The organism is Achromobacter animicus, assembly GCF_040775605.1.
Lineage (GTDB): Bacteria > Pseudomonadota > Gammaproteobacteria > Burkholderiales > Burkholderiaceae_B > Achromobacter > Achromobacter animicus.
In genome coordinates this window covers 5,650,086-5,676,270 of the sequence record NZ_JAYGJK010000001.1, presented here as the reverse complement: position 1 = coordinate 5,676,270, position 26,185 = coordinate 5,650,086, and the positions used below count along the sequence as shown (strand labels likewise).

Genomic DNA, 26,185 nt, shown 5'->3' with positions numbered 1-26,185 from the left:
TTACTCCGTCAGGAAGTCGACGACCGCGCGGGTGAAGGCTTCCGGTTGCTCCCAGTTCGAGATGTGGGAGGTGTTCAATTCCACGTAGCGCGCGCCGGGAATGGCAGCCGCAAGTTCCTGGCCTTGCGCGGGCGTGGCGGCCAGGTCGTGCGTGCTGCTGATGACCAGCGTGGGGGCGGTGATGGACGACACCTGCTCGCGGAAGTCGGCGTCGCGCAGCGCGGCGCAGTTGCCCGAGTAGCCGGCGTCCGGCGTGCGGCGCAGCATGTCGATCAGCACCTGCGTCAGGCCCGGCTCGGCGGCGCGATAGCCGTCGGTCAGCCAGCGTTCGACCAGCGTGGGCGCCATCTTTTCGAGCGTCTGCTCGGCCACGGCGGCGATGCGGGTGCTCCAGCCTTCAGCCGAGCCGATGCGCGCGGCGGTGTTGCACAGAACCAGCTTGCCGACGAGTTCGGGTCGCGCCAGCGCCAGCCACAGGCCGGTCGGGCCGCCCATCGACAGGCCGCAGAAATGCGCGCGCTTGATGTCCAGGTGGGCCAGCAGTTCGGCGACGTCGTTGCCCAGCTGCTCGAAGCTGTATTCGCCTTCGGGGACCGACGACTTGCCGTGGCCGCGGGTGTCGTAGCGCAGCACGCGGAAGTGGCGGGTCAGTTCAGGGATCTGGCGGGCCCACATGTCGGCGTTGGTGCCCAGCGAATTGGAGAGCACGAGCACCGGCGCGTCGGCGGGGCCATCGATGACGTAGAACAGCCGTGCCTGGCTGAGATCGGCGTAAGCCATGTGGAATTCCTTTGGGGAAGGCGGCGGCCGCGCAAGCAGGCGGCCGCGCGGGTATTACAGGTGGCAGACGCCGTCGACGTAGGCTTTGCGCCAGCGGGTGATGGTTACGCGGTCGAACAGGTCGGCTTGCGCAAACGGATCGGCGTCGATGAACTGCTGCGCGGCTTCGCGCGTGTCGACGTCGACGATGTACAGCCCGCCGCCCGCATCCTTGCCGTCATCCTGCAGCTTGGCGCCGCACGCCAGCAGCAGCTGCTTGTTGGCGTCCAGGTATTCCAGGTGCTTGGCGCGGTGCTGCTGGCGCATTTCCTGGTGATTGGGCTTGTCGAAGGTTTCGATGATGTAGGGCATGCGAGGCTCCTGTCAGATCGCCGAGGGATGGCGCGCGAGCGCGGTGACTTCGATATCCATGTACGGGAAAAGCGGCAGCGACGACAGCAGCGTGTGCAGCTCGTCGTTGTTTTCGACGTCGAAGATGCTGACGTTGGCGTAGCGGCCGACGACGCGCCACAGGCTCTTCCACTTGCCGTCGCGCTGCAGCTGCTGCGCCAGGGCCTTTTCGTCAGCCTTCAGTTTGTCCGCGCGTTCGGCGGGCATGTCGACGGGCAGATTGACCTGCATTTGAACCATGAACAACATGATGGACTCTCCATGATGCCGCCCCGGCGCGCGGGGCGGTGTAGCGGCAATTAAGGCGGAAACTAAGGGAATTCAGTTCGCGAACTTCAGCGGCAGGCCGGTCAGGCGCAGCAGCTCATCGGCGGTCATGTCGCCAAAGATATCGGTGACCGTCACTCCATCCTTGTTGATGTCGAACACGGCCACATCCGTGTACACGCGCGACACGCAGCGCACGCCGGTCAGCGGGTACGTGCAGGCCTCGACCAGCTTGCTCTGGCCTTCGCGGGTCTGCAGTTCCATCATCACGAAGACGTCCTTGGCGCCGATGGCCAGGTCCATCGCGCCGCCGACGGCGGGGATGGCATCGGGCGCGCCCGTGTGCCAGTTGGCCAGGTCGCCATGCTGCGAGACCTGGAAGGCGCCCAGCACGCAGATGTCCAGATGGCCGCCGCGCATCATCGCGAACGAATCGGCGTGATGGAAGAACGAGCAGCCGGGCAGCTCGGTGACGGGCTGCTTGCCGGCGTTGATGAGGTCGTAGTCTTCCTCGCCCTTGGCGGGCGCGGGGCCCATGCCCAGCATGCCGTTTTCGGTATGGAGGATGACTTCGCGGCCGGCCGGCAAATGGTTGGCGACGAGCGTGGGCAGGCCGATGCCCAGGTTGACGTAGGCGCCTTCAGGAATGTCCTGCGCGACGCGGGCGGCGATCTGGTCGCGGGTCAGTTTGGTGCTCATTGCTGCTCCTTGGCGGCCTGCTGGCCTGCGATCTGCACGACGCGCTTGACGAAGATGCCGGGGGTGACGACTGTTTCGGGGTCGAGCTCGCCCAGTTCGACGATCTCGCGGACCTGCGCCACGGCCACGCGCGCGGCGCTGGCCATGATGGGGCCGAAGTTGCGGGCGGTCTTGCGGTAGACCAGGTTGCCCCAGCGGTCGCCGCGCTCGGCCTTGATCAGCGCGTAGTCGGCGTGCAGCGGATACTCCAGCACGTACTGGCGGCCGTTGATCTCGCGGGTTTCCTTGCCGTCGGCCAGCGGGGTGCCGTAGCCGGTGGGCGTGAAGAACGCGCCGATGCCGGCGCCGGCGGCGCGGATGCGCTCGGCCAGATTGCCTTGGGGCACCAGTTCCAGTTCCAGCTTGCCGCTGCGGTACAGGCCGTCAAAGATCTGCGAGTCCGCCTGGCGCGGGAACGAGCAGATGATCTTGCGCACGCGGTTGGCGCCCAAGAGGGCGGCGAGGCCCGTGGTGCCGTTGCCGGCGTTGTTGTTGATGATGACCAGGTCCTTGGCGCCCTGTTCAAGCAGGGCGTCGATCAGTTCCATGGGCTGGCCGGCGGTGCCGAAGCCGCCGATCATGACGGTGGCGCCATCGGGGACGTCCGCCAGGGCGGCGGCAGCGCTTGCAACAGTCTTAGAGATCATGATGTTCGCTCATAGGTGGCGTGTCATAATTTGTTCTTCTTTCGAACTTTCGTTCTTCTGAAGAACATCGTTTCATGGGGAATGCGAGGGCGTCAAGGCAAGCCCGCACGCCGCACTCTCCATCGTTCGGAGTCGCCCGCAAGGGGCAACGCAGGCTCGCCGCGGCGGGCCTTTTACTCGTGGAACCAGACGGATGGCCGAGCAAGATCCCCAGCAACCCAGCGACAGTTACGTGCAGTCCTTCGCGCGCGGCTTGTCGGTGATCCGGGCCTTCGGCCCCGACCGTTCGCAGATGACGTTGTCCGAGGTGGCCGCGGTGACGGGGCTGACCCGCGCCGGCGCGCGCCGCATCCTGCTGACGCTGGAACACCTGGGCTACGTTACGGCCGACGACCGCAAGTTCTCGCTGACCCCGCGCATCCTGGAACTGGGCTACGCGTATCTGTCGGGCACGCCGCTGTGGAACCTGGCGCTGCCCTACATGGAAGAAGTGGCCGAGCTGACGCGCGAGTCCTGCTCCGTGTCGGTGCTGGAAGGCGCCGACATCGTGTACATCCTGCGCCTGTCGACGCATAAGGTGATGACGATCAATCTGGCCGTGGGCAGCCGCTTGCCGGCGTGGGTGACGTCGATGGGCCGCGTGCTGCTGGCGGGCCTGCCGGAAGCCGAGCTGGACCGGGTGCTGGCGATGAGCCAGATCCAGACCTACACGGCGGAAACCGTCACCGACATCGCCGAATTGAAGCGCGTTCTGGCCGGCGTGCGTGCCGACGGCTATGCCTGCGTGGCGCAGGAGCTGGAACCCGGCCTGCAATCCGTGGCGGTGCCCATCATCGACCGCAGCGGCCGCGTGATCGCCGCGATGAACGTCAGCGGTCACGCCAACCGGTTTTCGCGCGAGGCGATGCTGGAAGCGTTTTTGCCGCCGCTGCGCCGCGCCGCCGACCAGATCAACCACGCGCTGCTGCGCCGCTAGGCCAAGCCTGCGGGCGGCAGAGGGATTGGTCCGGACGGACATGGCGGCCGCGATCAGATGGGCGCGACGCCGAGCGTCGTGCCGCCGCAGACATACAGCATCTGGCCGGTGACAAACCCGTTGTCGGGCGACAGAAAGAACATCGCGGCGCGCGCGACGTCTTCGGGCGTGCCCAGGCGCTTGACGACGATGCTGTTGATGATGCGCTCGGTTTGCGGGGCGCCGGCCGGATTGCTCTTGGCGAAGAGGTCGGTGGCGATGGGGCCCGGGCCGATGGCGTTGACGGTGATGCCGTCGCCGCCCAGTTCCATGGCCAGCGTGCGCGTCAGGCCCACAAGCCCGGCCTTGGTGGCCGAATAGACCACGCGATCCGGCTTGCCCAGCGCGGCGCGCGACGACATGTTGACGATGCGACCAAAGCCGGCTTCGCGCATGGCGGGCAGCGCGGCCTGCACCAGGATGAGCGCGGTGCGCAGATGCAGATTGACGACGTAGTCCAGGTCGGCCAGCGTGGCGGTGTCGGCGGTGCCGGGCCGTGTGGCGCCGGCGTTGTTGACGAGACCGACGATGTTGAACGCGCTGGTGACTTCGCGCGCGACTTCCTGCGTGCGCGCTTCATCGGTCAGATCGGCCTGATACGAGACCAGACCCGCCGGCGGATTCTCGGGCAGCTTGTAGTCGATGTTGACGACCTTATGGCCGGCATCGAGCAGCATGCGGATGATGGCGGCGCCGATCCCGGCGCTGCCGCCGGTGACGAGATATGCGGTGGGTTTGGTCATATCAATTCCCGTTCGGTTCAAAAAAAACACTGCTCTGACAATAGCTCTCGTTTGCTCCCGATCGGGGACACCGCCAGATCCGGCTTCGCCGGTCTGCAGGTGTCGCCCCCTGGGGGGCGCGCGCAAGCGCGTACGGGGGGGCTCAATGCGTCAGGTAGCCCCAGGCGAGGACGGCGGTGATGTGGATCACGCCGACCCACAGCATCATGATGACGGTATAGCCCATCACGTCGCGCAGCTTGAGCTTGGACAGGGCCAGCGCCGGCAGGATCCAGAAGGGCTGCACCAGATCGTTCCAGGCGTTGCCCAGCATGACGGCCATGGTGGTCTGGTTGAGCGCGCTGCCGATTTCCTTGGCGGCGTCGATCATGAACGGACCCTGGATGACCCAGTGACCGCCGGCGGACGGCGCGAAGAAGTTGATGACGAACGAGCTGATCAGGCCCCAGAACGGCAGCGTTTCGGGCGTGGCGACGTCGACAAAGACCGCGGAGATCGTGGTGACCAGACCCGAGGCGGCCATGATGGCCATGATGCCGGCGTAGAACGGGTACTGCAGGATGATCCCGGAGATGGTCTTGATGCCTTCGGTCAGCTTGGCGACGTAGGCGGCGGGCGTGCCGAGCAGGATGATGCCCAGGAACAGGATGATGAAGTTGATGAGGTTCAGGTCGAGCGAGCCGCCGTCCATGAAGTGAAAGACGACGTAGGCCACGCCGAGCGCGCCGATCAGCATGCTGAGCAGGCGGCTGTTGTTGAGCTTGGAGGCGATGGTGCCCTTTTCGAGCATGTCTTCGGCGGCGTTGGACGCGTTGGCGTCGCGGTCGATGTTGGGGTCGACTTCGACGATGGCCTCGCCCTTCTTGGGGTGCAGCCAGGCGTTGAGCAGCGGCAGGGTGATGATGATGACCAGGCTGGTGAGCAGCATGGGCACGGAGAAGATGGTTTCCGACAGGGGGATGGTGCCCATCTGCGCGGCGGTGGGGTGGCCGGGCGTGGCGACGAGGACGGGGATGCTGGCGGACAGGCCCAGACCGTACATGGTGAAGCCGCTGTAGGCCGCGGCGATGATCAGGGGGTAGTGAACACCCTTGACCTTCAATGCCAGCTTTTTGGCGACGATGCCGCCGATGACAAGACCAAAGCCCCAGTTCAGGTAGCTGCCGACGCCGCCGACGAGGGTGGCGACGATGATGGCGGTGTGCGGCTTGTGGACGTGGCTGACGATGCGGTTGAGCAGGCGGTCGGTGAGCGGTGCGGTGGCCAGCACGTAGCCCATTGCCAGGATGACGGCCATCTGGGTGGTGAAGGCCAGGAGGCTCCAGAAGCCTTTGCCCCAGGCGCGGGTGATGTCGCCGATGCCCTGGCCTTCGATGCCCATGGCCAGCAGCACGGTGAGCAAGGTGAGCGCGATCGCAAAGACAAAGGGATCGGGCAGATACTTGCGCATCAGCTCGGTAAAGAATGAAGCCAATTTATTCATGGTGCCTCCAACAACTCCGTAAGGCGGTTCTCTGATGTCCGGCGGCGCGGGTCATCGGGTGACGATGCGGGCGTGCCGGACGATTGCTTTTCTTTGTGTGGGTGGGCTCGTGGCCCGATGGCGCGGTCGGTCATGGCCGCCGCGCTTTTTTTGGATGCTTGAGAACGGACTCAGGAGCCGCTGGCTTTGCCGTTCAACCAGGTGGCCAGTTCGCCGAGGGCGGCGCTTTTCTCGCGCAGGACGCGTTCGCGGCGTTCGGGGCTCCAGGTGTAGAAGCCTTGGCCGCTTTTGGCGCCGATGTGGCCGCTGTCGACTTTGCTTTTGAGCAGGTCGGAGGGTTCGGTGCGGTTTTCGAGATCTTTGTACAGGTAGCTGGCGATGGCGTAGTGAACGTCAATGCCGTTCATGTCGCGCTGTTCGAGGGGGCCGGACAGGGCGAGGCGGATGCCCAGGCTCCATTTGACGACTTCGTCAATATCCTCTGCGCTGGCGACGCCTTTCTCCAGCAGGGAGATGGCTTCGCGGGCGAGGGCGTGCTGGATGCGGTTGGCGATGAAGCCGGGGATGTCCTGGCGCACGAGAACGGGGCGCTTGCCGCCGAAGCGCAGGGTGGCCATGACTTTGGCGACGGTGTCCTCGGAGGTGTCGTCGTTACGGACGACTTCAACCAGGGGGATGACGTCGGCGGGGGTGAAGAAGTGGGTGCCGACAAAGCGGTCGCGGCGCTGGACGGCGCTGGCGATGGCGTTAATCGACAACCCGGAGGTGTTGGTGGCGAAGAGGGTGTGCGCGGGGCACAGGGTGTCGAGCTTGGCGAAGATGCCGCGCTTGAGATCGAGGTTTTCGGGGACGGCTTCGATGACGAGGTCGCTGGTGGCGGCGGCTTCGAGGCCTGGTTCGAGGCGGATGCGCTGGATGGCTTGCTGGACTTGGCCGGGGGCGTAGACGTTTAGCTGGCGTTCGATGGTCTTCAACGCGCGCTCGAGGGCGCCTTCGACGGGGTCAATCAAAACGACGTCGAGTCCCTTCGAGGCGAACAGCGCGGCAATGCCGCTGCCCATGGCGCCTGCGCCGATGACGGCGAGATTCTTGAGGGGAGTGTCCATGATGGCTCGCTTGGTGCTTGCGGCTGCTGCTTGCAGGCGGGCACGCGGGGACCAGGGGTGATGCTGTCTCGTCCGGGGTGCCTTTCTGTGCGCGGCTTGGCCAGAAAAATCTTTGTGTTCTATATACGAACATTTGTGCGTGTATAGAATTTCTGTGGGGGATAGTACTAAAAGTTGCTGGGGGTGGACAAATGGGGGATTCGCGGTGTTCGGTGGGTGGACGGTGGGTGTGGTCGGGAGCTGGCCGCGGTATACGGGCCGAAGTAGGTTGGTGGGCTGATGCTTGTGATGCGGTGAAGGGCGCTGATCTTGTCAGGCGGGCTGCGGTCTTGCGGTGGGCGGGGTTCTTTTGACGCCCGGCACGTCGTCGGCCTGGGGCGCGCGGGGCTACGATTGCGGTCCGGAGCCTTCGCTCCGGACTGCCCTAGGCGGGCCCCCCCGTCGTCATCGTCGTTGTCGCCTCCGGCGACTGCCTTCCGATTCCCTCGGGCGCATCTACACGCCCCGCGCACCCCAGGCCGACGACGCGCCGGGCTCCGGCGGTTTCAGCTTGGCGGGCGTTGGGGAGGGTGGGTTCTTGAGGTTCTTGCCTATGTCGTGCGGGTTTGAAGGATCTTGCGATGCCCGCCCCGCGACGGCCGCGCGGGCGGCCTGGCGGGGCTTACGCGGTGTCTTGCGTCGGTGTGATGACGCTTCGCGATTGCGGGGGATGAATCAGCGCATGTGGCTGCGAAGCGCGGCTTGAGTCTGTCTATGGGTGGTGGGGAGCGGGCTCAGCCTGCGGCGGGCTTTCTTCGTCGTCTGCGCGATGGCAGACCACACATAGTTTGTTGCCGTCGGGGTCGCGGAAGTAAGCACCGTAGTAATGCGCGTGATACTCGGGCCGCAGGCCTGGCGGGCCCTCGCAGGTGCCGCCGTTCTTCAGCGCGCGTGCATGGGCCTGGCGTACCGCCTCTCTGGTGTTGGCCATGAAGGCGACCATCTGACCGTTGCCCGGTTCATGGGGCTGGCCGTTGTGCGGCCTGCTGATGGCAAAGTAGGGGCGTTGCTGGCCGGCGCTTTGCCAACCCGCCCATGGCCGGTCTCGTTCGCAGAAGCGAGATTCGACGCCCAGAATCTCGAACAGGGCGTCGTAAAAGCTCAGGGCGCGGTCGAAGTCGGTGATGCCGACGAAGATGTGCGAGAACATTTGTTCGCTCCTGGGCCTGCCGCCTATCCCGAATTCCGTAGCCCCGCAGCGATCCCGTTGATCGTCAGGTGGATCGCGCGTTGCACGCGCTTGTCGACCTCTGCGTTGGGATTCTTCTGCACCGCGCGATGGCGCCGGATGAGATCAACCTGCAGGTAATTCAGCGGGTCGATATAAGCGAAGCGTTCGCGCAGGGCGATCTGCAGCGTGGGGTTGTCGGCGAGCAGTTCGCGTTGCGTCAGCAGTTTGAGCATGGCGAGCGTGCGGCCGTGTTCGGCGCTGATGGCGCCGAAGATGCGTTCGCGCAGGGCGCGTTGGGGGACGAGTTGGGCGTAGCGGGCGGCGATGGCGAGGTCGGATTTGGCCAGGACCATTTCCATGTTGGAGAGCAAGGTGCGGAAGGCGGGCCAGTCGCGGGCCATTTCGCGCAGTTGTGCAAGGCGGCCGCGGCGCGAGCGGGGGGCGTCGGGGGCGCCGGTTTCGAGATAGGCCTCGATGGCGGAGCCCATGCCGTACCAGCCGGTGAGCATGAGGCGGCATTGGGCCCAGGAGAAGCCCCAGGGGATGGCGCGCAGGTCTTCGATGCGTTGGCCTTTCTTGCGGGAGGCGGGGCGGGAGCCGATGTTCAGGCCCGCGATTTCGCTGATGGGGGTGGCGGCGAAGAAGTAGTCGGCGAAGCCGGGGGTGTCGTAGACGAGGCCGCGGTAAGTGCGTTGCGCGGTGTCGGACATGAAGGACATGGCGGGGCCGTGGTGGGCCATGTGGGCGTCTTCGGCGCTGGTGGCTTCGGCGCGGGGGGCCAGGCTGGATTCGAGGGTGGCGGCGATGAGGAGTTCAAGGTGCCAGCGGCCGACTTCGGCGTCCTTGTATTTGCTCTGGATGACTTCGCCCTGTTCGGTCAGGCGGATCTGGCCGGCGACGGTGCCGGGGGGCTGGGCCAGGATGGCGTCGAAGCTGGAGCCGCCGCCGCGTCCGACGGAGCCGCCGCGGCCGTGAAAGAGGCGCAGGCGGACGTTGCGGGTGGAGAAGACGTCGACGAGTGCGCGTTCGGCCTGGTAGAGCGACCAGTTGGACGTGAGGAAACCGCCGTCCTTGTTGCTGTCGGAGTAACCCAGCATGACTTCCTGGGCGCCGTTTTGCGCGAGCTTTACGCGCTGGCGGATTTCGGGCAGGTCGAGCCAGCCGGCCATGATGTCGGCGCCGCGCTGCAAGTCGGGGATGGTTTCGAAAAGGGGGACGACCATGAGGCCGTCTTCGGGGGCGATGTCTTGCCCGGCGGGGGCGATGAGGCCGGCCTCTTTCTGCAGGACCATGACTTCGAGCAGGTCGCTGAGCGTTTCGGTGTGCGAGACGATGGTCTGGCGCACGGCCTGTTTGCCGTAGCGGGCGCGGCCGGCGGCGGCGGCGCGCAGGACGGCGAGTTCACGGGTGGTGTCTTCGGAGTAGGCGATCCAGGGGGAGGCCAGGGGGCGTGCCTGCGCGAGTTCAGTGCGCAGGAGGTCGACGCGTTCTTCTTCGGACAGCGCGAGGTAGTCGAGGGGTTTGCCGTTGTGGGTGACGCCGGCGCGCGAGAAGAGTTCGGCGAGCGCGGCTTCGTGGACGTCGGAGCTTTGGCGCAGGTCGACGGTGGCGAGGTGAAAACCGAAGACTTCGATGGCCTGCTGCAGGCCGGACAGGCGCAGCTTGGCCAGCGGGGCGCCGTGATGGGCGCCGAGTGACGCGGCGATGATGGCGAGGTCGGCGGCAAGCTCTTGGGGCGCGTCGTAGGCGGGGGCGGCGACGGTGCTGCGGCGGGCGAGGTTCTGGCCGGTGAGGCGCAGCGCGGTGGCGGCCAGGCGGGCGTAGATGCCGACGAGGGCGCGCCGGTAGGGTTCGTCGCGGCGGTGCGGGGAGTCGTCGCCGCTACGCTCGGCGAGCGCTAGCAGTTCGGGATCGGCGGCGATGAGCAGGGTGGTGATGGAGAGTTCGGCGCCGAGGGCGTGGACTTCCTGGAGGTAGTGTTCGAAGAGGACGGTGGCCTGGCGCAGGAGGGCGCGCTCGAGCGTGGTGGCGTCGACGTTCGGATTGCCGTCGCGGTCGCCGCCGATCCAGCTGCCCATGCGCAGGAAGGGTTCAAGCGGCGGGGGCGGGGCGGCGAAGGGCTTGGCGGATTCGCGGTTGAGCAGCTTGGAGAGGTCGCCGTAGAGGCGCGGGATGACCTGCAGGAAGGTGCTGCGGTAGTAGGAGAGCGCGTTCTCGATTTCGTCGGCGACGGTCAGGCGCGTGTAGCGCAACATGCGGGTCTGCCACAGGGTGGCGACGCGGCCGAGCAGGGCAGTGTCGAGTTCGGCGAGCTCGTCGGGGGTCAACTGGGCTTCGCGTTGCGCGAGGGCGGTGGAGATTTCGCGGTGGACGTCGAGGGTGCTTTTGCGCTGGACTTCGGTGGGGTGCGCGGTGAGGACGGGCATGACGCACGCTTCGGCCAGCAGGCGGCGGATGCGCGCAACGCTGACGCCTTGTCCGCCAAGGATCTGAATGGCTTCGCGCAGGCTGCCGCGGGCGGGCGTGCCGTCGGTGAGCGCGCGGGCGCGCTGGCGGCGGTTCTGGTCGCGGTCTTCGGCGATGTTGGCCAGATGCAGGAAGTAGCTGAAGGCGCGGGCGACGGAGTTGGGGTCGCTGCCTTGCAGGCGCTTGACGCGCTGTTCGAGCAGTTTGCTGTCGGCGTCGTCGCCTTCGCGACGGAATTTGACGGCGGTGCGGCGCAGGGTCTCGATGGTGTCGAAGACGCGCTTGCCTTCGCATTCTTCGATGACCTCTCCTAACAACCGGCCCAACAGCCGGATATCGTGACGCAAGGGTTCTGCGGAATCGGACTGCGTGCGCTTGGCATTCATCGTGCGGGGATCCGTCTGACGGCGGTTGGAAGGGGATTGAGTCGAAGCGGGCGTTGCGGGCAAACCTTGAAAATGATCGGTCGATTTTACGCAGCGTTCCTTACGGGGGAGGCGGTTTGCTCGGTTAAAGTGCGGGGTATCCCTTCGTTATTCCAGAAGCCCCCTTTATGCAAAATCATCAACGTCGCGCGCTCGTGCTGTTTTCGGGCGGGCAGGATTCCACCACTTGTCTCGCCTGGGCGCTGGAACGCTATGCGCACGTGGAGACGGTGGCGTTCGATTACGGACAGCGCCATCACATCGAACTGTCGGCGCGGCTGAATGTGCTGCGCGAGATCCGGGCCAATTTTCCGGACTGGGCGGCGCGGTTGGGCGAGGACCATCTGCTGGACCTGAAGGTGATCGGGCAGGTGGGCGATACGGCGATGACCAGCGACCGGGCGATCGAGATGCAGGCGAATGGCTTGCCGAATACGTTTGTGCCGGGACGCAATCTGCTGTTCCTGACCCTGGCGGCGGCGCTGGGATATCGGCGTCAGTTGGACGTGCTGGTGGGTGGAATGTGCGAGACGGATTTTTCCGGGTATCCCGATTGCCGGGATGACACGATCAAGGCGCAGCAGGTAGCGCTGGGGTTGGGACTTGGGTCACGGGTGACGATCGAGACGCCGTTGATGTGGATCGATAAGTCGGAGACCTGGGCGTTGGCTTATGCGCTGGGGGGTGATGCGTTGGTGGAGACGATCGTCGAGGAAAGCCATACGTGTTATCTCGGGGAGCGGGGGGCTCGGCATGATTGGGGCTATGGGTGCGGGGAGTGCCCGGCTTGCAAGCTGAGGAAGATCGGGTGGGAGAAGTGGGTGGTGGCTTCGGCGGCTGAGGGTTGAACTGCTGGTTATTTTCTGGTGCTTGGAACAGACGCAGGAACCGCAGCAGTCGGCTGGCGAACGGCCGCTTCGGGGAAACGGATCGAATCTCCGGCCTCGCCCGCCTTCATGGTGCGGTTCGGGATTCCAGATCCATATCCGCAGGCCATTGAACTCTTGGGGCTAGACGCAAAGCGAGGTTGTACGGGGCGACGTCGTTGGCATCCCGCGGTTCGGCGCGATCGGGGTCGAGGCCTTCGATGCCGTTCTGCATGTAGGCGCACACGTAGGCCCAGAAATTTGAGGTGTTAGCAGCGTCAGTATTTAAGTGGAAGCGTGTCACGACTTTGTTGGTACCCGGTTCCACAACTGCGATGGAGACGCCCTCCTTGATGATGAGACCTCCGCCTGGCGTCGCGCCACGGACTTTCCATTTCTCCGCACGCAGATCGTCCCAATCATAGCTAGCGGTGGTCACGTATGCGCGCTCGAAGGGATTCCACCAGACTGAATGGAAGTCATAGACGTATACCTTGCGACGTAGACGATTGAAGCGAAGTGGAAGATCGCGGGGAGGGGCTACGCCCGCGCGATAGAAAATGCATGCTGCGTAAGCGCAAACGGAAAGTGTCATTGTGTCCAGAAAGACGATTCCAACAATCTCACCGGTGGAGCTGGAAGCCATCGAGCTCGCATAAAAATGCGGTGCGGAAAAAACTACATACTTGAGACCTACCCATGCCATAAGTAGTGAGAAGTAAATGATCAGACCGCGAATGCTCGACGTGTTACGAGCAAACTCGACATACGTTTCATCGATGTGCGTGGGCGCCTGCCAGAGCAGCATGGGCGCCTCCTCTGGAGGATCATTGGGACCTGGCAGATCGCATTGCCAGCCCCTGCAGGGGGGATTAAGTTGCGGTTTTGCCATCAGAGTTCCTTCGTAATTTCTTTGGCGGCCGTGCTGGAGTTCATGAACCGAGAGCATCGGAGCTGTTAAGCAGCAGTGGGATGGCGAACGGCCCATTTTCGGGGAAGTGAATTACACCCTCGCCCCGAAGGGCTTTCACGGTGCCGTTCGGGATTCACGGTCCATTTCGGCGGGCCATCGAACTCTTGGGGCTAGACGCAGAGCGATGTTGTACGGGGCGACTTCGTTGACGTCACGCGGTTCGGCGTGATCGGGGTCGAGACCTGCAATGCCGTTTTGCATGTAGGCGCACACGTAGGCCCAGAAGTTGGAGGTATTCGCAGCGTCGGTATTTAGGTAAAGGCGCGTCATGACGTTATTGGTACCCGGTTCAACAACCGCGATGGAGACGCCTTCCTTGATGATGAGCCCTCCGCCTGGCGTCGCGCCACGGACTTTCCATTTCTCCGCACGTAGATCATCCCAGTCATAACTCGCGGTGGTCACGTATGCGCGCTCGAAGGGATTCCACCAGACTGAATGGAAGCCATAAACGTAAACCTTACGGCGAAGACGATTAAAGCGAAGTGGAAGATCGCGGGGAGGTGAGACGTCGGCGCGATAGAAAACACATGCTGCCCAAACGCATAGGCCAATCGCAATTGCAAACAGCAAGAACATTCCAATTTCAAATGCTCCAACCCCCGTCGTCGTGATAGCGCTGAGATGCCTAGTGATCAGAACTGTCTGTTCGAGGCATGTCCATGCAATCAGCAGCGAAAAGATAAGAAGCGTACCCCGCAGAACGGAGGTACTCCGAGCAAATTCGACGTATATTTCGTCCATGTGCGTCGGAGCTCGCCAGAGCAGCATGGGGGGCTCAATAAGAGGGTCATTGGGACCGGGGAGGTCACATTGCCATCCGGCGCAGGGGGGATTTAGCTGTGGTCTCGCCATCAGAGTTCCTCCGTGATCTCGATGGCAGCGAAGCCGGTACTGTCGTCCTTATCGGGCCAGAACGCCACAAAAAATGTGGCCGTTTTAATTTTGTTGATGGGATCCAACCAATACTGGCCGCTGAGGATTGGCCGTTCCGATGTCGGCTTCGTCTCACCGACCAACGTGTAATCCGAATCGTCTAAGGTCGAAGTTTGGATGGCACGGGCAGTATCGTTGACTTGCCCAGATGCCATGACGTGGGAAGACAGAATAGGGCTACGTTTGCCGTCTCGTGCGAGGTCAAAACGCTCGATGGTGAGGGCGAAGCGGTAGCGCGATCGTTCGGCATCGAAGCCGGGTAAGGTTGCGCTGTACACAAGCGCCTGTGTTTTCTTAAATGCGCCGCGGTTCTTGAGCACTTCGATGTCTTCGCTGTAGAGCTCATCTTCCGATATCGCTCGGTCTTCATTTGAGAAGCGAAGGTCGACGTCCATGCCGAGCACCGCGGCATTAAGTGCGGCGATGGCGACTTCCATGTCTTCCGGAGATTGCCAGCGATTTTCGCGATCAGTTCGGCCGAAATAGCAATGCCGAGCCCACTTTTCTAACGCGTCGGATTCGAGGCTTTTCGCTACTTTCAGTATTGCGAAAGCAACAAGTCCGACTGCTATACCCGCACCCAACGCTCCGAACAGTGCGAGAGATCCGGCGACGCCCCACACAGTCAGGCCTGCCCCGAAAATCGACAGAAGACCTGAGAAAATGTAGGCTTTTGCGACGAATGCATCACCAGCTTTTGACACGCGTCCGGCGGCACGAAAACTGGCGCCGGCATCCGCAATCCCAGCCAAAGCCGAAATCGCTCCACCAACCATAACCATTTTCGAACCCAGCCCCACGACGCGAGTGAGCACAGGAGTTTTCTCCGCGCCCCAACGCAGCACGAAATCCTTGGCAGCGTCCGCCGGTATCTTGATCGCCAAGCCCGCCGCCTCAACACTCGCTCCTAGGAAGCCGAGCGAAACGCTGTAAAACGCTGCGACGGCCTCCGGATGCTGCGCTCCCACCTTCGCATCCAGGTCGGCAATCGCGCTTTTCAAACTGTCCCGTAGAAAGTACAGCCCGATAAAAGATAAGCCGCCGTCCACGCTACCGACGGCCAGGCTCTTCAAGCCCGCAAAGGTGCTGCCGGCGACACGTCGAGCTCCCGCTGCGCCAACCTGCATTCCATTTAGCACCGCGGCCGCTGCGGGTTCCAGATTTTTCAGGCCGGCATTAACTTGACGTAAGGCATGTTGGGCTTCCCGCTTGATATCCTGCCCAAGTGCGCCGGCTGCTTGCTTGATGTCCTGCGCACCCTCCTTGGCTTCCCGACTGAAATCCAAGATGCGTTGCCTGACCTCTTCGGCAGTCCCATGCGCCCATAGCGTGACGTTGATGAGCACATTGCGGACGTTGGCATTCGGGATGGTGATCAAACTACCTAGCAGCATGGCGCGTGCGCGCTTTCCGGCCGCCTTTTGGGCCGAGTTGGCATGCTCACGGATCTCGCTCGACAGCAGCTCGAAGCAGTCCCCCACCGTGAGCTGGATGGTGATCTGGGTGAACTTGGCTTTACCGTATAGCCAGGCGGCGCCGGACTGGAGGTTGTCCAACGCCGCCTTGGCGCCGATGCTCAGGGTGTTTTCGAGGCGGTTGCTCGCATCGTGGATGGCCGCCAACAGCTGGTCTGCGGCTTCAACAACAAGCGCGCTGCGCCAATCGCCACCCTCCTTGCTGGTGGCGACCATTTTTATCGCGTCAAAGTACTTTTTGCCTGCCTCGGAGGGCATTGCGTCCGTGAACTGCGGTTCGAAGGCTTGCTGCAAGTCAGTGTGTTGCCCGTTGAGTGCGGTATAGGCCGGGCTACCACCGTCGGACAGAAGGTCTTGCCAAACCTGACTGCTGGGACCCAACACTTCCGGAGTGGGCTTTTCGCCAGGTTTGCTCTCGTCAGCCGCTGTTGTTTGCTGTGGCGGGGCATCCGTGATGCCGCCTGCAAGACAAGCCGCAGTGGCGCTTAGCCGATATTGTCGCGAACGAGCATCGGAGTCCGTATAGTCCAGAGCCATGACCCGGCGCCAGTTGGCGCCAGTCACCAGGTCAGCCCAATCGGTTGCATAAGCGTCGATCTGCTTTTGAAAGTTGTCGTCTTCCTTGTCGTACGAATCCTGAAAGGTCTTTCGCCCCGCAGGGCCAGTTTCCCAGTAACGATCTTCAAGCCGGGCCATGCGACGCTTATTCTCGCTGTCGACCGCGCGGGCCCGATCCTGTGCGGGGTCACTGTATACGGGTGGGACGCCGGATTCGCTGGACGTCCAGTAGTCGCTGGGTGGCGGGGGCGGCGGATGTGCAGCCTCTATATGCTGGGCGATGTAAGCCTTGATGCCTAGCAGGCACTGCGAAGTAAGGTAGGCATACCGTCTTGTCGGTTCTTCACGCCACCGCTGACGCATCGTGTTGACGGAGAGCCGCAGGCTGTTGAGTTCTGCCGCCATGCCAACCGGGTCGGGCAGGACGAGGCCAGCTACTCCCTTTGGAAGCCCATGCTGCTTTTCGAGCATGCGCAGTTGCGCCCGCATGGCTTCCAAGCGCGCATGACGGGGGTGCCAATCATGAACGCTGCCGAAATCGTGGGTGCCGATCGCATACTCGGCGACATGCTGGTGGAGATCATCGCCGTTCTCAAGGGCAAGCGCCTGGTTGCCACCAGTCGGATCTTGCTTGAGCGTCAAGAGGTTGACCACCCTGAACCGTTCACGATAATCAGCCGGCAGTGCCTTTCCATCAGCGTGTTTGCCGGTGCGATAAGCATCGAGCGTCGCCTTCGGCCAAGGATCTTGTGAAAACGCGATCCAGGCTTGCTTATGCGTTGCGGTGTCGATATTGATGAATGCCGCGCGCAGATCATGGCCCCCGTCCACGCATGAGGTGGCTAGCGGCTCGGGCTTCGCCCGCGGCATGGAGAATGGATTGAACTGGCGTAAGTACCCTTCCGGGGTGACCTGATAGGCATGCCAGATTTCTTTGTCCAGCAAGACGTAGACATAACCTTGCCGCAGTACGCGCAATGCAGTCTGAATTGATTTTTGACTCAGTGCGCCATGCTGGCTGAGCCCGTCGGTGACCGGCATGATTGCAAGGCGTAGCGGCAGGATCGGTAAACCGGTACGTTCGCAGGCGGCGCAAGTGCCGGTGGGATTGGGAGCCGCCTGGCGCCGGGCCTGGGTCAGGGTTTTGCTGGTGTTCATGTGTAGTCCGCGGCGGGAGGTAATGACGCAACGATGCGTTGCCACGCAAAGTCGTCGTAGCTTTCAAAACGCGCTTGCAATGTGGACTGGCCTGCGGCTGCGATCGCGATATCGGCTTGAACTTTTGGATGCCGTGGAAGACCGGGATGAATGAACACGCGATGTGTGCACAGGTCGATGATGTCTGCGCTTTGGCGTAATCCCAGTTTGCGAGCGTCGCGGATCATCCGGAATGCATGCACGGCGGCTTGCGGCGGCAGGATCGTGACGCCACGCCAGCGCATGGGGGCATACGGCATCGGAAGCGTTAACGCCAGGCGCCACACATCCAGGAAGTCGCCAACGAGCGGGGCTAGTTGTTGAGCCTGTCGAGCTAGCACGAGTTCTTCCGTGCCGGCCCCGGTGGGAGCACCGCGAAGCAAGGTGTAGGTGCCCCAACTGGTCGGGCATAGCCAACGCTTTACCGGCCATAGCAGTGCAGGAAAGGCACGTTCCATCGATGCCGCGAGCAGTTCGAGTCGCAATGGCTCGAACCAGGGTGTCATCCGTTTGCCAGCTACAGGCTTGATGAAATCCAGGCAGCGCGCAGCTAAGTGATCGGCAACGGTATTGATGGGCCGATCACTGGTCAGCCATCCGCAGACATAGCGCTTCCTATAACTTGCGTCGTCAATTGCATGACGTTCAGCGGATGCGAGCAGCGACATGTTCGCTGTGTCGCCAGGTGCCGCCAACTGTACGAGCGCGGGACACGCGTCTGACGTATGGGCGAGGTCCGGCCGCATTACGGGCGTGATCGCCTGTGCGCCCAACGCTTGGGTCAACGATTGAATACTTAGAGGATCTGTTGGCGGACACGGCGACAGCGGGTCCAGCAAAAGGTAAAGATGGTCGTTGGATGCGCGTTCGTTACGGGCAAATTCCTGTACGGCGCTCCGCATCACCTGGCGCGCTCCATCGCTCTGCCGAAGTGAACGGCTGGCTCGGCCTTGGCCAGCTCCACTCCAAGCGGGATCGTCTCGGACAGGCATCCAGGCAGCGTGAATTTGACGAACTGAAAGGGCGCTTCGCCGAGGGCGCTAGCGGAGTGCAGATCGGTTTGAGTTGGCATGGCGAGCTTCCGGGTAGCGACGGACCGCACGGGTCGTCCTTGGTGCCAGATGGCACTACCGCTTTTAGAAGCTGCCAATACTGCGTGTAAATCAGAGGAGTCTTATTAATGAACCAAATTGACTGAGACACCACTGCTAAACACCATCCCGCGCCACCGGCGCAACATTGGGTGTGATGGCCGCTGTCACCGCAGCTTCCTTCACCCGGCCGATGAACTTCCATCTCAACATCACCGCCGCCGCAGCGATGATCGCTGCCAGCGCGGCGGACACGATCATTGCTGCTTTCGCGCCCTGCCACTCGATAACGAACGCATACGCAACCGGCGCCGCAGCCGTCAGCAAAAAACTGGGAATCAACAACGCGCCAACCAATGCGCCGTAGCTGCGGAAGTCAAAAAGCGCCAGCGGCAGCGTGCCGCGGGTGATGGTCATGAGGCCGTTGCACGCGCCGTAGAGCAGCGTGTAGGCGGCGGTGGCGTAGAGATTGCCGCCGGGGACGAGGGCGAGCAGGAAGCACAGCGGGAGGGCCAGGGCCACTGCCAGGTTGAGCGTCAGCGGATGAAGGCGGGCGCCGACGAGGACGTCGCCTAAACGAGCAGCGAATTGGCCGATGCCCCAGAGCGAGGCGACGGTGACCGCCGCGGCGGTGGCCAGGCCCAGGCCGGTCAGCAGCGAGAAAAGGTGCGCGGCGTTGCCGGCTGCCAGGAAGTTGGTCAGCATCGCCATGACGGCGTAGAGGGTGCCGGCCAGGCGGCGTTCGGCGGCGGTGCGGGTGAGGCCGGTGGCGGCCCTGCCGGGGTCGGCGGTTGACGCGGTGTAGCGGCGGCGGGGCAGGGCCAGGTAGAGGGGGATGGTGGCGAGGGCGAGGGCGGCGTAGCACCAGGCGGCGCCGCGCCAGCCCAGCCATTCGGCCAGGAAGTGGCCGACGGGCCACATGACGGTGGATGCCAGTCCGCCGAAGAGGGTGATCTGGGACATGGGCCGGCGCGCGGCGGGGCCGGCGGCGCGGGCCAGCGCGGCAAAGGCGGCGTCGTAGAGGCACAGGCGCATGCCGACGCCGAGCGCGGCCCAGGCGGCGAAGTAGAGTGCGTGCGAGTGCGTGATGGCGAGCAGGGCGCAGCCGAGTGCGGATAGCGCGGCGCCTGCGGGCATGACGAGGTGGCCGCCCCAACGGTCCACCGCGGCGCCGGCGGCGGGGGAGACGAGGGCCATGACGACGATGGCGGCGGAGAAGCCGCCGTAGACGGTGGCGGTGCTCCAGCCGAGGTCGGCGGTCATGGCCGGGCCGAGCGCGCCGATGAGGTAGAAGGTGACGCCCCAGCCGATGAGCTGGGTCAGGCCCAGACAGATGACGGCGCGGGCGCGGATCATGGGCGTTGCGGGGGCGTGGTGTCGCCGTCGCCGAGGCTGCGCTGCATGAGGACGGTGTCGCGCCATTCGCCGTGCTTGTGGCCCACGGACCGCAGGGTGCCGACGGGGTGAAAGCCCTGGCTGGCGTGCAGGGCAAGCGAAGCGGCGTTGCGGCTGTCTCCGACGACGGCAAGCATCTGCCGCCAGCCGGCGGCGGTGCAACGCTCGACCAGGGCGGCGAGCAGCTTGCCGCCGATGCCGAGGCCGGCGCGGCCGGCCTTGACGTAGACAGAGTCTTCGACGGTGTGCCGGTAGGCGGGGCGCGGGCGGTAGGGGGTGACGTAGGCGTAGCCGACGACCTCGCCGTTGATCTCGGCCACGAGGTAAGGCATTTCCTTTTCGAGGACGCCGGCGCGGCGCTGGCGCATTTCGGCGATGGAGGGCGGCTCGAGTTCAAAGGACGCGGTGCCGTGCTGCACGTGATGCGCGTAAATGGTCTTGATGGCGGGCAGATCGGCTTCCGCGCTGTCGCGGATGAGGACGGTGGGCGAATGGGGCGACATGGAAATGGCCGGAGATTTAGTAGGCAATCGGGTGTGCAAGGCGCCGCACCAACGGACACATGAGTTGGGAGGTGTCCGAGGGTGGGAGTACGCAGGGCCAAACGAAAACGCCAGTGTGGGCCAAGCGAATGCATTAATAAAGCTTTGGTCTATTATGATTTTCATAAGCAAAACTTTGGTGAGATCATGCGCGGCTTGAATCTGGACCACCTGCGCACGTTTGCGCAGGTCATCGAACTGGGCAGTTTTTCCGCCGCCGCCGAACGTGGGGGTGTGACGCAGCCCGCCGTCAGTCTGCAGATCCGTCAACTGGAGCGGCGATTCGCGCTGAAGTTGGTGGAGCGCGTGGGACGCCGCGCGGGGCCGACGGCGGCGGGGCGGGAATTGCTGGCCCATATCCGCGTGATCGACGGCGCGATCGCGCAGGCCGAGCAGGCGATGGCGTCGCATGCGTCGCAGGTTTCGGGGCGGATCCGGCTTGGCACGGGCGCGACGGCGTGCACCTATCTGCTGCCGCCGGTGCTGGCGGATATGCGTCAGCGGTTTCCGGCGCTGGACATCGTGGCCAGCACGGGCAATACGGCGGACATGCTGCGCGGGCTGGAGGCCAATACGTTGGATATCGTGCTGATCACGCTGCCGGCGCCGGGCCGCATGTTCCAGGCGACGCCGGTGATGGAGGACGAGTTCGTGGCGATCTTTCCTTCGCGCGATCCGGCCGCCATCCCTGAGGTCGTGACGCCGCAGTCGCTGGCGCGGCTGCCGCTGGTGCTGTTCGAGCCGGGCGCGCGCACGCGGCGGCTGGTGGATGACTGGTTCGAGGCGGCGGGCGTGGCGGCCAAGCCGATCATGGAGCTGGGCAGCACGGAGGCGATGAAGGAGATCGTGGGGGCGGGGCTGGGCTGCGCGGTGTTGCCCCGGCTGGCGGTATCGGGCGCCGGACGGCGTGACGCGCTTGAAGTGCGTTCGCTGACGCCAAGGCTGTCGCGCGATCTGGCGATCGTCCTGCGGCGCGACAAGCCGCTCAGCCGCGGGCTGCGGCATTTGCAGGACGCGCTGCTGGCGTTGGGGGGGCCGGCGTCATGACGGTTTCACGCAGATCCGGCTCGACTCGTATGGCGCCTTCGATCGCTACGGCTTCTACCGTTTCTACGACCCGAACGACGCGTACGAATCCTACGACCGCTACGACTCCTTCGGTCGCTGCAGCCCCTACGCTGCATAAGACCGGGATGGCCCGTACGAGCCATACGACCCGACCCCTCGCCGAACCCGATCTCTATCCCTACGAATCCTCGCGCCGTCCGCTGGCGGGGCTGGCCATCGACTATCCCGACGGTCACCGGGTCAAGCGACACCGCCATCGGCGCGGCCAGCTTGTGTACGCGATGTCGGGCGTGATGGTGGTGGATACGGACGCGGGCATCTGGGTCGTGCCGCCGACGCGCGGCGTGTGGGTGCCGGCGTGGGTGTCGCACGGCATCCGCATGAGCGGCGAACCGCGCATGCGCACCGTTTTCGTCGAGCCGGGGGCGGCGGCACACCTGCCGGCGCAGTGCTGTGTGCTGTCCGTGTCGCCGCTGCTGCGCGAATTGATGGCGGCCGCCGCCGAGGTGCCGCTGGATTGGGAGCCGGACACGCGCGACGGGCGGCTGATGATGCTGTTGCTGGATGAGTTGCGCCAGGAACCCGTGCTGCCGCTGCATCTGCCACAGCCGTCGGAGCCCCGGCTGGCGCGCATCTGCCGCGCCATCGTGCGCCATCCGGAACGGCAGGACGGGGCAGCGGACTGGGCGCGGGAATTGGGCGTGGATCCCAAGACGGTGCACCGGCTCTTCGTGCGTCATACCGGCATGACATTCGGCCGCTGGCGCCAGCAGGCAAGGCTTTTGGCGGCGATGGAGCGGTTGGCGCGGGGTGATCGGGTGCTGGATGTGGCGCTGGACCTGGGGTACGAAAGCCCCAGCGCATTCGCAGCGATGTTCCGCAAGGCGCTGGGGGAGTCGCCCAGCGCTTTCGCGGCGCGCGGCGTGGCGTCCGCCTGATGGCCGCCGGCGGGCCGGCTGGTGGCCGGCCGACCGCCGCGCGTCCGTTTCCAGGGCGCGCACGGGCGGCCGGGCGCGGAAGCAGCGTATTATTTAGCGTTTTGCCGCCCACGCTAACAGCTACAGCCTGAGACAGATCATGCCGCACTACCGCTCCCGCACTTCGACCCACGGCCGCAACATGGCCGGCGCCCGCGCCTTGTGGCGCGCAACCGGCATGAAGGATGGCGACTTCGGCAAGCCGATCATCGCCGTGGTGAACTCGTTCACGCAGTTCGTTCCGGGCCACGTGCATCTGCGCGACCTGGGCGCGCTGGTGGCCAAGGAAATCGAAGCCGCCGGCGGCGTCGCCAAGGAATTCAACACCATCGCCGTGGACGACGGCATCGCCATGGGTCACGGCGGCATGCTGTATTCGCTGCCGTCGCGCGAACTGATCGCGGACTCGGTGGAATACATGGTCAACGCGCACTGTGCCGACGCCATGGTCTGCATCTCGAACTGCGACAAGATCACCCCGGGGATGCTGATGGCCGCCATGCGCCTGAACATCCCGGTCGTGTTCGTGTCGGGCGGTCCGATGGAAGCGGGCAAGGTCAAGTCGCCGACCGACGGCAAGGTCATCGCCAAGATCGACCTCGTCGACGCCATGATCAAGGCCGCCGACCCCAACGTGTCGGACGCCGAAGTGGCCGAAGTCGAACGCAGCGCCTGCCCCACATGCGGCTCCTGTTCCGGCATGTTCACGGCCAATTCGATGAACTGCCTGACCGAAGCCATCGGCCTGGCGCTGCCCGGCAACGGCACCATCGTCGCCACGCACGCCTGGCGCAAGGGCCTGTTTGAACAAGCTGGCCGCCTGGTCGTGGACCTGTGCCGCCGCTACTACGTCGAAGAAGACGAATCGGTCCTGCCGCGCAACATCGCCACCAAGAGCGCGTTCCAGAACGCGATGGCGCTGGATGTGGCGATGGGCGGGTCGACCAACACCGTGCTGCACTTGCTGGCCGCGGCGCAGGAAGCCGGCGTGGACTTCACCATGGCCGACATCGACCGCATCTCGCGCAAGGTGCCGTGCCTGTGCAAGGCAGCGCCCGCCACCGACAAGTACCACATCGAAGACGTGCACCGCGCCGGCGGCATCCTGGGCATCCTGGGTGAACTGGCGCGCGCCGACCTGCTGGATCTGTCCTGCGGCAACGTGCACAGCGGCACGCTGGGCAACGCCATCCAGAAATGGGACGTGGCCGGCGACGCGGGCGAAGAAGCCAAGAAGTTCTACCGCGCAGCCCCCGGCGGCATCCCGACCACGGTCGCGTTCAGCCAGGACGCCACGTTCCTGACGCTGGACACCGACCGCAAGACGGGCTGCATCCGCAGCAAGGAAAGCGCCTATTCCAAGGACGGCGGTCTTGCCGTGCTGTACGGCAACCTCGCTGAAAAGGGTTGCATCGTCAAGACGGCCGGCGTGGACGAATCGCAGTGGGTCTTCACGGGCCGCGCACGCGTCTTCGAGAGCCAGGACGACGCCGTCGAAGGCATCCTGGGCGACAAGGTCGTGGCGGGCGACGTGGTGGTGATCCGCTACGAAGGCCCCAAGGGCGGCCCCGGCATGCAGGAAATGCTGTATCCCACGTCCTACCTGAAGTCCAAGGGCCTGGGCAAGACCTGCGCGCTCTTCACCGACGGCCGCTTCTCAGGCGGCTCGTCGGGCCTGGTGATCGGCCATGCCTCGCCGGAAGCGGCGGAAGGCGGCACGATCGGTCTGGTCGAAGAAGGCGACACGATCGAGATCGACATCCCCAACCGCAAGATTCACCTGGCCGTTTCCGACGAGGAACTGGCCCGCCGCCGCGCCGCCATGGACGCGCGCGCCGACGGCTGGGAGCCGGTGGGCCGCGAACGCGTGGTGTCGCAGGCGCTGCAGGCGTATGCGGCGCTGGCCACGTCGGCCGACCGCGGCGCGGTGCGCGATCTGTCGCAGCTCAAGCTGAAGGGCAAGCGCTGATCGGTTGATGGCGAGTTGTTGTGAAAGGCGGCGCACTTGGTGCGCCGTTTTTTTTTTCAGCTGACGATATTCGATGCGCATCTTGCTGTTGCCTGCATCGGGAGAGCGAGGATCAATTACAGCTTGCACATTGTATTTTTGAAATACAGCTTATGAGTTGTATTTGATAAATACAGCCTACATTGCGTATTCCAGCTTTACAACCTAGAATCTGTAAACCTCACCTTCAAGGGCTGGCATGTCCGACTTCACCGTCCGCACGGCGGACCAGCTTCCCGCCTTGCTCCGGGCATTCCGCAAACAGGCTGGCATGACCCAGGCCGAAGCTGCGCTGCGTCTGGGCGTCACGCAGCAAACGCTTTCGGCGTTTGAGCGCAATGCCGGCAAGCTTGGCGCTGACAGGTTGCTTGAGATCCTCGGCATCCTGGGCGTGGAAGTCGTGTTGCGGCAACGGGAAAAATCCTCCGCGCCCAAAACATCGGCCACACCGGATTGGTAGCCATGGGCCGACGATCACACCACCGCGCTCTGGATCTCTGGATGAACGGGGACTTCGTGGGCGTCTGGAGCGTCCAGCCCCAGATCGGCGAGACGCTCCAGTACGACGAGGCATGGACTGCCTCGGGCCGGGGGCGGCCACTTTCGCTTTCGCTCCCCTTCACGCCGGGCAACCCGCCGCATCGCGGACAGATCGTGCGCAGCTATTTCGAGAATCTGCTGCCCGACAGCCAGAACATTCGCGAACGCGTCGCGCGGCGGTTCCAGGCGGGTTCCACTGATGCGTTCTCGTTGTTGGCCGAAGTTGGTCGGGATTGTGTGGGCGCTGTTCAGGTCATGCCCCGCTGCGTGGCGCCTGACCCCGTGACGCAGGTCGACGCCATTCCCCTCAGCGATGCGCAAGTGGCCCAGGCGCTGCGCAGCACCCTGACTCCCGGACCTTTGGGCGGGCGCAATGCGGACGACGATGACGGGTTCCGCATCTCGATCGCCGGGGCCCAGGAAAAGACGGCCATGCTGTGGCTCGATGGGAGTTGGTGCAGGCCTCACGGCGCCACGCCGACCACGCATATCTTCAAAATGCCGCTCGGCCTCGTCGGAAACCTGAAGTTCGACATGAGTCATTCGGTGGAGAACGAGTGGCTGTGTTCCGAGATTCTCCATGCCTACGGGCTGCCGGTGGCGCGCACCCAGCCGTTGATGTTCGAAGACATGAAGGTGCTGGCGGTCGAGCGGTTCGACCGCCTGTGGTGGCGCAACGATGACGGCAAGCGCTGGTTGATCCGCCTGCCGCAGGAAGACATGTGCCAGGCGACGGGCACGCCGCCGCATCTGAAGTACGAATCGGACGGCGGCCCCGGCATGCGCAGCATCATGAAGCTGCTGGCCACCTCGCGCGACCCCGATCGCGACCGGCGGACGTTTTTCCAGTCGCAGGTCCTGTTCTGGATGCTGCGCGCCACGGATGGCCACGCGAAGAACTTCAGCATTTTTCTGCGACCCGGCGGCGCGTACGAGCTCACGCCGTTGTACGACGTACTGTCTGCCTATCCCGTCATCGGTACCGGCGCCAACCAGCTGTCGCCGTTCAAGGCACGCATGGCCATGGCTGTGCGCACCAAGAACACCCACTGGCTCATGCGCGACATTCTGCGGCGGCATTGGCTTGCGGTCGGTGCGGAACATGGAGTCGTGGCGCCGGACGGCCGGAGCGTGGAGACGGTGGTCGACGATCTGGTTTCGCGTACGCCGCACGTGGTGCGCGCGGTGCGAGAAATTTTGCCGCCCGCGTTTCCCGAGCACGTGGCCGATACCATCCTCCAGGGGCTGCAGGCCGCGGCAGACAGACTGGCAGATTAGCCAGAAGGAGT

General features: G+C 64.3%; 24 protein-coding genes. 7 read left to right on the top strand and 17 right to left on the bottom strand.

Annotated features, from left to right (window positions below):
• The 5 genes from pcaD to AB3147_RS25860 all read right to left on the bottom strand — a co-directional run bounded on the left by pcaD (position 1) and on the right by AB3147_RS25860 (position 2,822).
• A complete protein-coding gene (gene pcaD / locus AB3147_RS25880) occupies positions 1 to 780 on the bottom strand; it encodes a 3-oxoadipate enol-lactonase (RefSeq protein ID WP_175122166.1) in 780 nt (259 codons plus the stop codon).
• Positions 781 to 834: 54 nt separating this feature from the next.
• Positions 835 to 1,131 (bottom strand): YciI family protein, encoded by a 297-nt coding sequence (locus AB3147_RS25875; RefSeq protein WP_105240952.1) that lies wholly within the window; start codon positions 1,129 to 1,131, stop codon positions 835 to 837.
• A 12-nt stretch (positions 1,132 to 1,143) separates the two neighbouring features.
• Positions 1,144 to 1,419: a muconolactone Delta-isomerase gene (gene catC, locus AB3147_RS25870; RefSeq protein WP_056559790.1), complete on the bottom strand. Its 276-nt coding sequence runs from the start codon at positions 1,417 to 1,419 to the stop codon at positions 1,144 to 1,146.
• Between the two features lie 72 nt (positions 1,420 to 1,491).
• Positions 1,492 to 2,136 (bottom strand): 3-oxoacid CoA-transferase subunit B, encoded by a 645-nt coding sequence (locus AB3147_RS25865; RefSeq protein ID WP_175184882.1) that lies wholly within the window; start codon positions 2,134 to 2,136, stop codon positions 1,492 to 1,494.
• Positions 2,133 to 2,822 (bottom strand): 3-oxoacid CoA-transferase subunit A, encoded by a 690-nt coding sequence (locus AB3147_RS25860; protein ID WP_056559787.1) that lies wholly within the window; start codon positions 2,820 to 2,822, stop codon positions 2,133 to 2,135. The genes AB3147_RS25865 and AB3147_RS25860 overlap by 4 nt, the downstream gene beginning before the upstream one ends.
• 193 nt (positions 2,823 to 3,015) lie before the next feature.
• Here AB3147_RS25860 and AB3147_RS25855 point away from each other — a divergent pair, with 193 nt between their 5' ends.
• Positions 3,016 to 3,798: an IclR family transcriptional regulator gene (locus tag AB3147_RS25855; protein WP_056559785.1), complete on the top strand. Its 783-nt coding sequence runs from the start codon at positions 3,016 to 3,018 to the stop codon at positions 3,796 to 3,798.
• 53 nt (positions 3,799 to 3,851) lie between these two features.
• Here AB3147_RS25855 and AB3147_RS25850 read toward each other — a convergent pair whose 3' ends face one another.
• From AB3147_RS25850 to ppc, 5 genes are all read right to left on the bottom strand, one after another.
• Positions 3,852 to 4,580: an SDR family NAD(P)-dependent oxidoreductase gene (locus AB3147_RS25850; protein ID WP_367353355.1), complete on the bottom strand. Its 729-nt coding sequence runs from the start codon at positions 4,578 to 4,580 to the stop codon at positions 3,852 to 3,854.
• A gap of 142 nt (positions 4,581 to 4,722) precedes the next feature.
• Positions 4,723 to 6,063 (bottom strand): short-chain fatty acid transporter, encoded by a 1,341-nt coding sequence (locus AB3147_RS25845; RefSeq protein ID WP_175122169.1) that lies wholly within the window; start codon positions 6,061 to 6,063, stop codon positions 4,723 to 4,725.
• Between the two features lie 170 nt (positions 6,064 to 6,233).
• Positions 6,234 to 7,169: a 3-hydroxyacyl-CoA dehydrogenase family protein gene (locus tag AB3147_RS25840; protein ID WP_343737780.1), complete on the bottom strand. Its 936-nt coding sequence runs from the start codon at positions 7,167 to 7,169 to the stop codon at positions 6,234 to 6,236.
• Positions 7,170 to 7,920: 751 nt separating this feature from the next.
• Positions 7,921 to 8,358, bottom strand: a complete 438-nt coding sequence (locus AB3147_RS25835) for a VOC family protein (protein ID WP_367353354.1) — start codon at positions 8,356 to 8,358, stop codon at positions 7,921 to 7,923.
• A gap of 23 nt (positions 8,359 to 8,381) precedes the next feature.
• A complete protein-coding gene (gene ppc / locus AB3147_RS25830) occupies positions 8,382 to 11,231 on the bottom strand; it encodes a phosphoenolpyruvate carboxylase (protein WP_367353353.1) in 2,850 nt (949 codons plus the stop codon).
• A 167-nt stretch (positions 11,232 to 11,398) separates the two neighbouring features.
• Between ppc and queC the strand changes: the two genes are divergently transcribed.
• Positions 11,399 to 12,118: a 7-cyano-7-deazaguanine synthase QueC gene (queC, locus tag AB3147_RS25825; RefSeq protein ID WP_367353352.1), complete on the top strand. Its 720-nt coding sequence runs from the start codon at positions 11,399 to 11,401 to the stop codon at positions 12,116 to 12,118.
• Positions 12,119 to 12,224: 106 nt separating this feature from the next.
• Here queC and AB3147_RS25820 read toward each other — a convergent pair whose 3' ends face one another.
• From AB3147_RS25820 to AB3147_RS25790, 7 genes are all read right to left on the bottom strand, one after another.
• Positions 12,225 to 12,944 carry a DUF6708 domain-containing protein gene (locus AB3147_RS25820; protein WP_367353351.1) on the bottom strand — a complete coding sequence of 240 codons (720 nt, stop codon included), beginning with the start codon at positions 12,942 to 12,944 and terminating at the stop codon, positions 12,225 to 12,227.
• A gap of 219 nt (positions 12,945 to 13,163) precedes the next feature.
• A complete protein-coding gene (locus tag AB3147_RS25815; RefSeq protein ID WP_255595134.1) occupies positions 13,164 to 13,880 on the bottom strand; it encodes a DUF6708 domain-containing protein in 717 nt (238 codons plus the stop codon).
• An 83-nt stretch (positions 13,881 to 13,963) separates the two neighbouring features.
• A complete protein-coding gene (locus tag AB3147_RS25810; protein WP_367353350.1) occupies positions 13,964 to 17,236 on the bottom strand; it encodes a T6SS effector BTH_I2691 family protein in 3,273 nt (1,090 codons plus the stop codon).
• The gene (locus AB3147_RS25805) at positions 17,233 to 17,943 is read right to left on the bottom strand and encodes a hypothetical protein (protein ID WP_367353349.1); all 711 of its coding nucleotides are present in this window, start codon (positions 17,941 to 17,943) and stop codon (positions 17,233 to 17,235) included. Before AB3147_RS25805 ends, AB3147_RS25810 begins: the two co-directional genes overlap by 4 nt.
• Before the next feature lie 233 nt (positions 17,944 to 18,176).
• Positions 18,177 to 18,347: a P-loop NTPase family protein gene (locus AB3147_RS25800; protein ID WP_218342685.1), complete on the bottom strand. Its 171-nt coding sequence runs from the start codon at positions 18,345 to 18,347 to the stop codon at positions 18,177 to 18,179.
• A gap of 136 nt (positions 18,348 to 18,483) precedes the next feature.
• The gene (locus AB3147_RS25795; RefSeq protein ID WP_367353348.1) at positions 18,484 to 19,722 is read right to left on the bottom strand and encodes an MFS transporter; all 1,239 of its coding nucleotides are present in this window, start codon (positions 19,720 to 19,722) and stop codon (positions 18,484 to 18,486) included.
• Positions 19,719 to 20,264 (bottom strand): GNAT family N-acetyltransferase, encoded by a 546-nt coding sequence (locus AB3147_RS25790; protein ID WP_175122177.1) that lies wholly within the window; start codon positions 20,262 to 20,264, stop codon positions 19,719 to 19,721. The genes AB3147_RS25795 and AB3147_RS25790 overlap by 4 nt, the downstream gene beginning before the upstream one ends.
• A 186-nt stretch (positions 20,265 to 20,450) precedes the next feature.
• Here AB3147_RS25790 and AB3147_RS25785 point away from each other — a divergent pair, with 186 nt between their 5' ends.
• The 5 genes from AB3147_RS25785 (at position 20,451) to AB3147_RS25765 (ending at position 26,174) form a co-directional block, all read left to right on the top strand.
• Entirely contained in the window at positions 20,451 to 21,350 is a 900-nt protein-coding gene (locus tag AB3147_RS25785; protein WP_367353347.1) for a LysR family transcriptional regulator, read from the top strand.
• Between the two features lie 146 nt (positions 21,351 to 21,496).
• Positions 21,497 to 22,309, top strand: a complete 813-nt coding sequence (locus AB3147_RS25780; protein ID WP_239215165.1) for an AraC family transcriptional regulator — start codon at positions 21,497 to 21,499, stop codon at positions 22,307 to 22,309.
• Positions 22,310 to 22,448: 139 nt separating this feature from the next.
• Positions 22,449 to 24,317, top strand: a complete 1,869-nt coding sequence (ilvD, locus tag AB3147_RS25775; RefSeq protein ID WP_175184871.1) for a dihydroxy-acid dehydratase — start codon at positions 22,449 to 22,451, stop codon at positions 24,315 to 24,317.
• A gap of 238 nt (positions 24,318 to 24,555) precedes the next feature.
• Entirely contained in the window at positions 24,556 to 24,816 is a 261-nt protein-coding gene (locus AB3147_RS25770) for a helix-turn-helix domain-containing protein (protein WP_343738509.1), read from the top strand.
• Between the two features lie 2 nt (positions 24,817 to 24,818).
• On the top strand, positions 24,819 to 26,174 hold the full coding sequence (locus AB3147_RS25765) for a type II toxin-antitoxin system HipA family toxin (RefSeq protein ID WP_438861009.1): 1,356 nt from the start codon (positions 24,819 to 24,821) through the stop codon (positions 26,172 to 26,174).
• Positions 26,175 to 26,185: the final 11 nt, after the last annotated feature.

Excerpts from the sequence above, each read along its gene's own strand:
- pcaD (WP_175122166.1), bottom strand. The coding sequence starts at position 780 with ATGGCTTACGCCGATCTCAGCCAGGCACGGCTGTTCTACGTCATCGAT.
- AB3147_RS25875 (WP_105240952.1), bottom strand. The coding sequence starts at position 1,131 with ATGCCCTACATCATCGAAACCTTCGACAAGCCCAATCACCAGGAAATG.
- catC (WP_056559790.1), bottom strand. The coding sequence starts at position 1,419 with ATGTTGTTCATGGTTCAAATGCAGGTCAATCTGCCCGTCGACATGCCC.
- AB3147_RS25865 (WP_175184882.1), bottom strand. The coding sequence starts at position 2,136 with ATGAGCACCAAACTGACCCGCGACCAGATCGCCGCCCGCGTCGCGCAG.
- AB3147_RS25860 (WP_056559787.1), bottom strand. The coding sequence starts at position 2,822 with ATGATCTCTAAGACTGTTGCAAGCGCTGCCGCCGCCCTGGCGGACGTC.
- AB3147_RS25855 (WP_056559785.1), top strand. The coding sequence starts at position 3,016 with ATGGCCGAGCAAGATCCCCAGCAACCCAGCGACAGTTACGTGCAGTCC.
- AB3147_RS25850 (WP_367353355.1), bottom strand. The coding sequence starts at position 4,580 with ATGACCAAACCCACCGCATATCTCGTCACCGGCGGCAGCGCCGGGATC.
- AB3147_RS25845 (WP_175122169.1), bottom strand. The coding sequence starts at position 6,063 with ATGAATAAATTGGCTTCATTCTTTACCGAGCTGATGCGCAAGTATCTG.
- AB3147_RS25840 (WP_343737780.1), bottom strand. The coding sequence starts at position 7,169 with ATGGACACTCCCCTCAAGAATCTCGCCGTCATCGGCGCAGGCGCCATG.
- AB3147_RS25835 (WP_367353354.1), bottom strand. The coding sequence starts at position 8,358 with ATGTTCTCGCACATCTTCGTCGGCATCACCGACTTCGACCGCGCCCTG.
- ppc (WP_367353353.1), bottom strand. The coding sequence starts at position 11,231 with ATGAATGCCAAGCGCACGCAGTCCGATTCCGCAGAACCCTTGCGTCAC.
- queC (WP_367353352.1), top strand. The coding sequence starts at position 11,399 with ATGCAAAATCATCAACGTCGCGCGCTCGTGCTGTTTTCGGGCGGGCAG.
- AB3147_RS25820 (WP_367353351.1), bottom strand. The coding sequence starts at position 12,944 with ATGCTGCTCTGGCAGGCGCCCACGCACATCGATGAAACGTATGTCGAG.
- AB3147_RS25815 (WP_255595134.1), bottom strand. The coding sequence starts at position 13,880 with ATGCTGCTCTGGCGAGCTCCGACGCACATGGACGAAATATACGTCGAA.
- AB3147_RS25810 (WP_367353350.1), bottom strand. The coding sequence starts at position 17,236 with ATGAACACCAGCAAAACCCTGACCCAGGCCCGGCGCCAGGCGGCTCCC.
- AB3147_RS25805 (WP_367353349.1), bottom strand. The coding sequence starts at position 17,943 with ATGTCGCTGCTCGCATCCGCTGAACGTCATGCAATTGACGACGCAAGT.
- AB3147_RS25800 (WP_218342685.1), bottom strand. The coding sequence starts at position 18,347 with ATGCCAACTCAAACCGATCTGCACTCCGCTAGCGCCCTCGGCGAAGCG.
- AB3147_RS25795 (WP_367353348.1), bottom strand. The coding sequence starts at position 19,722 with ATGATCCGCGCCCGCGCCGTCATCTGTCTGGGCCTGACCCAGCTCATC.
- AB3147_RS25790 (WP_175122177.1), bottom strand. The coding sequence starts at position 20,264 with ATGTCGCCCCATTCGCCCACCGTCCTCATCCGCGACAGCGCGGAAGCC.
- AB3147_RS25785 (WP_367353347.1), top strand. The coding sequence starts at position 20,451 with ATGCGCGGCTTGAATCTGGACCACCTGCGCACGTTTGCGCAGGTCATC.
- AB3147_RS25780 (WP_239215165.1), top strand. The coding sequence starts at position 21,497 with ATGGCCCGTACGAGCCATACGACCCGACCCCTCGCCGAACCCGATCTC.
- ilvD (WP_175184871.1), top strand. The coding sequence starts at position 22,449 with ATGCCGCACTACCGCTCCCGCACTTCGACCCACGGCCGCAACATGGCC.
- AB3147_RS25770 (WP_343738509.1), top strand. The coding sequence starts at position 24,556 with ATGTCCGACTTCACCGTCCGCACGGCGGACCAGCTTCCCGCCTTGCTC.
- AB3147_RS25765 (WP_438861009.1), top strand. The coding sequence starts at position 24,819 with ATGGGCCGACGATCACACCACCGCGCTCTGGATCTCTGGATGAACGGG.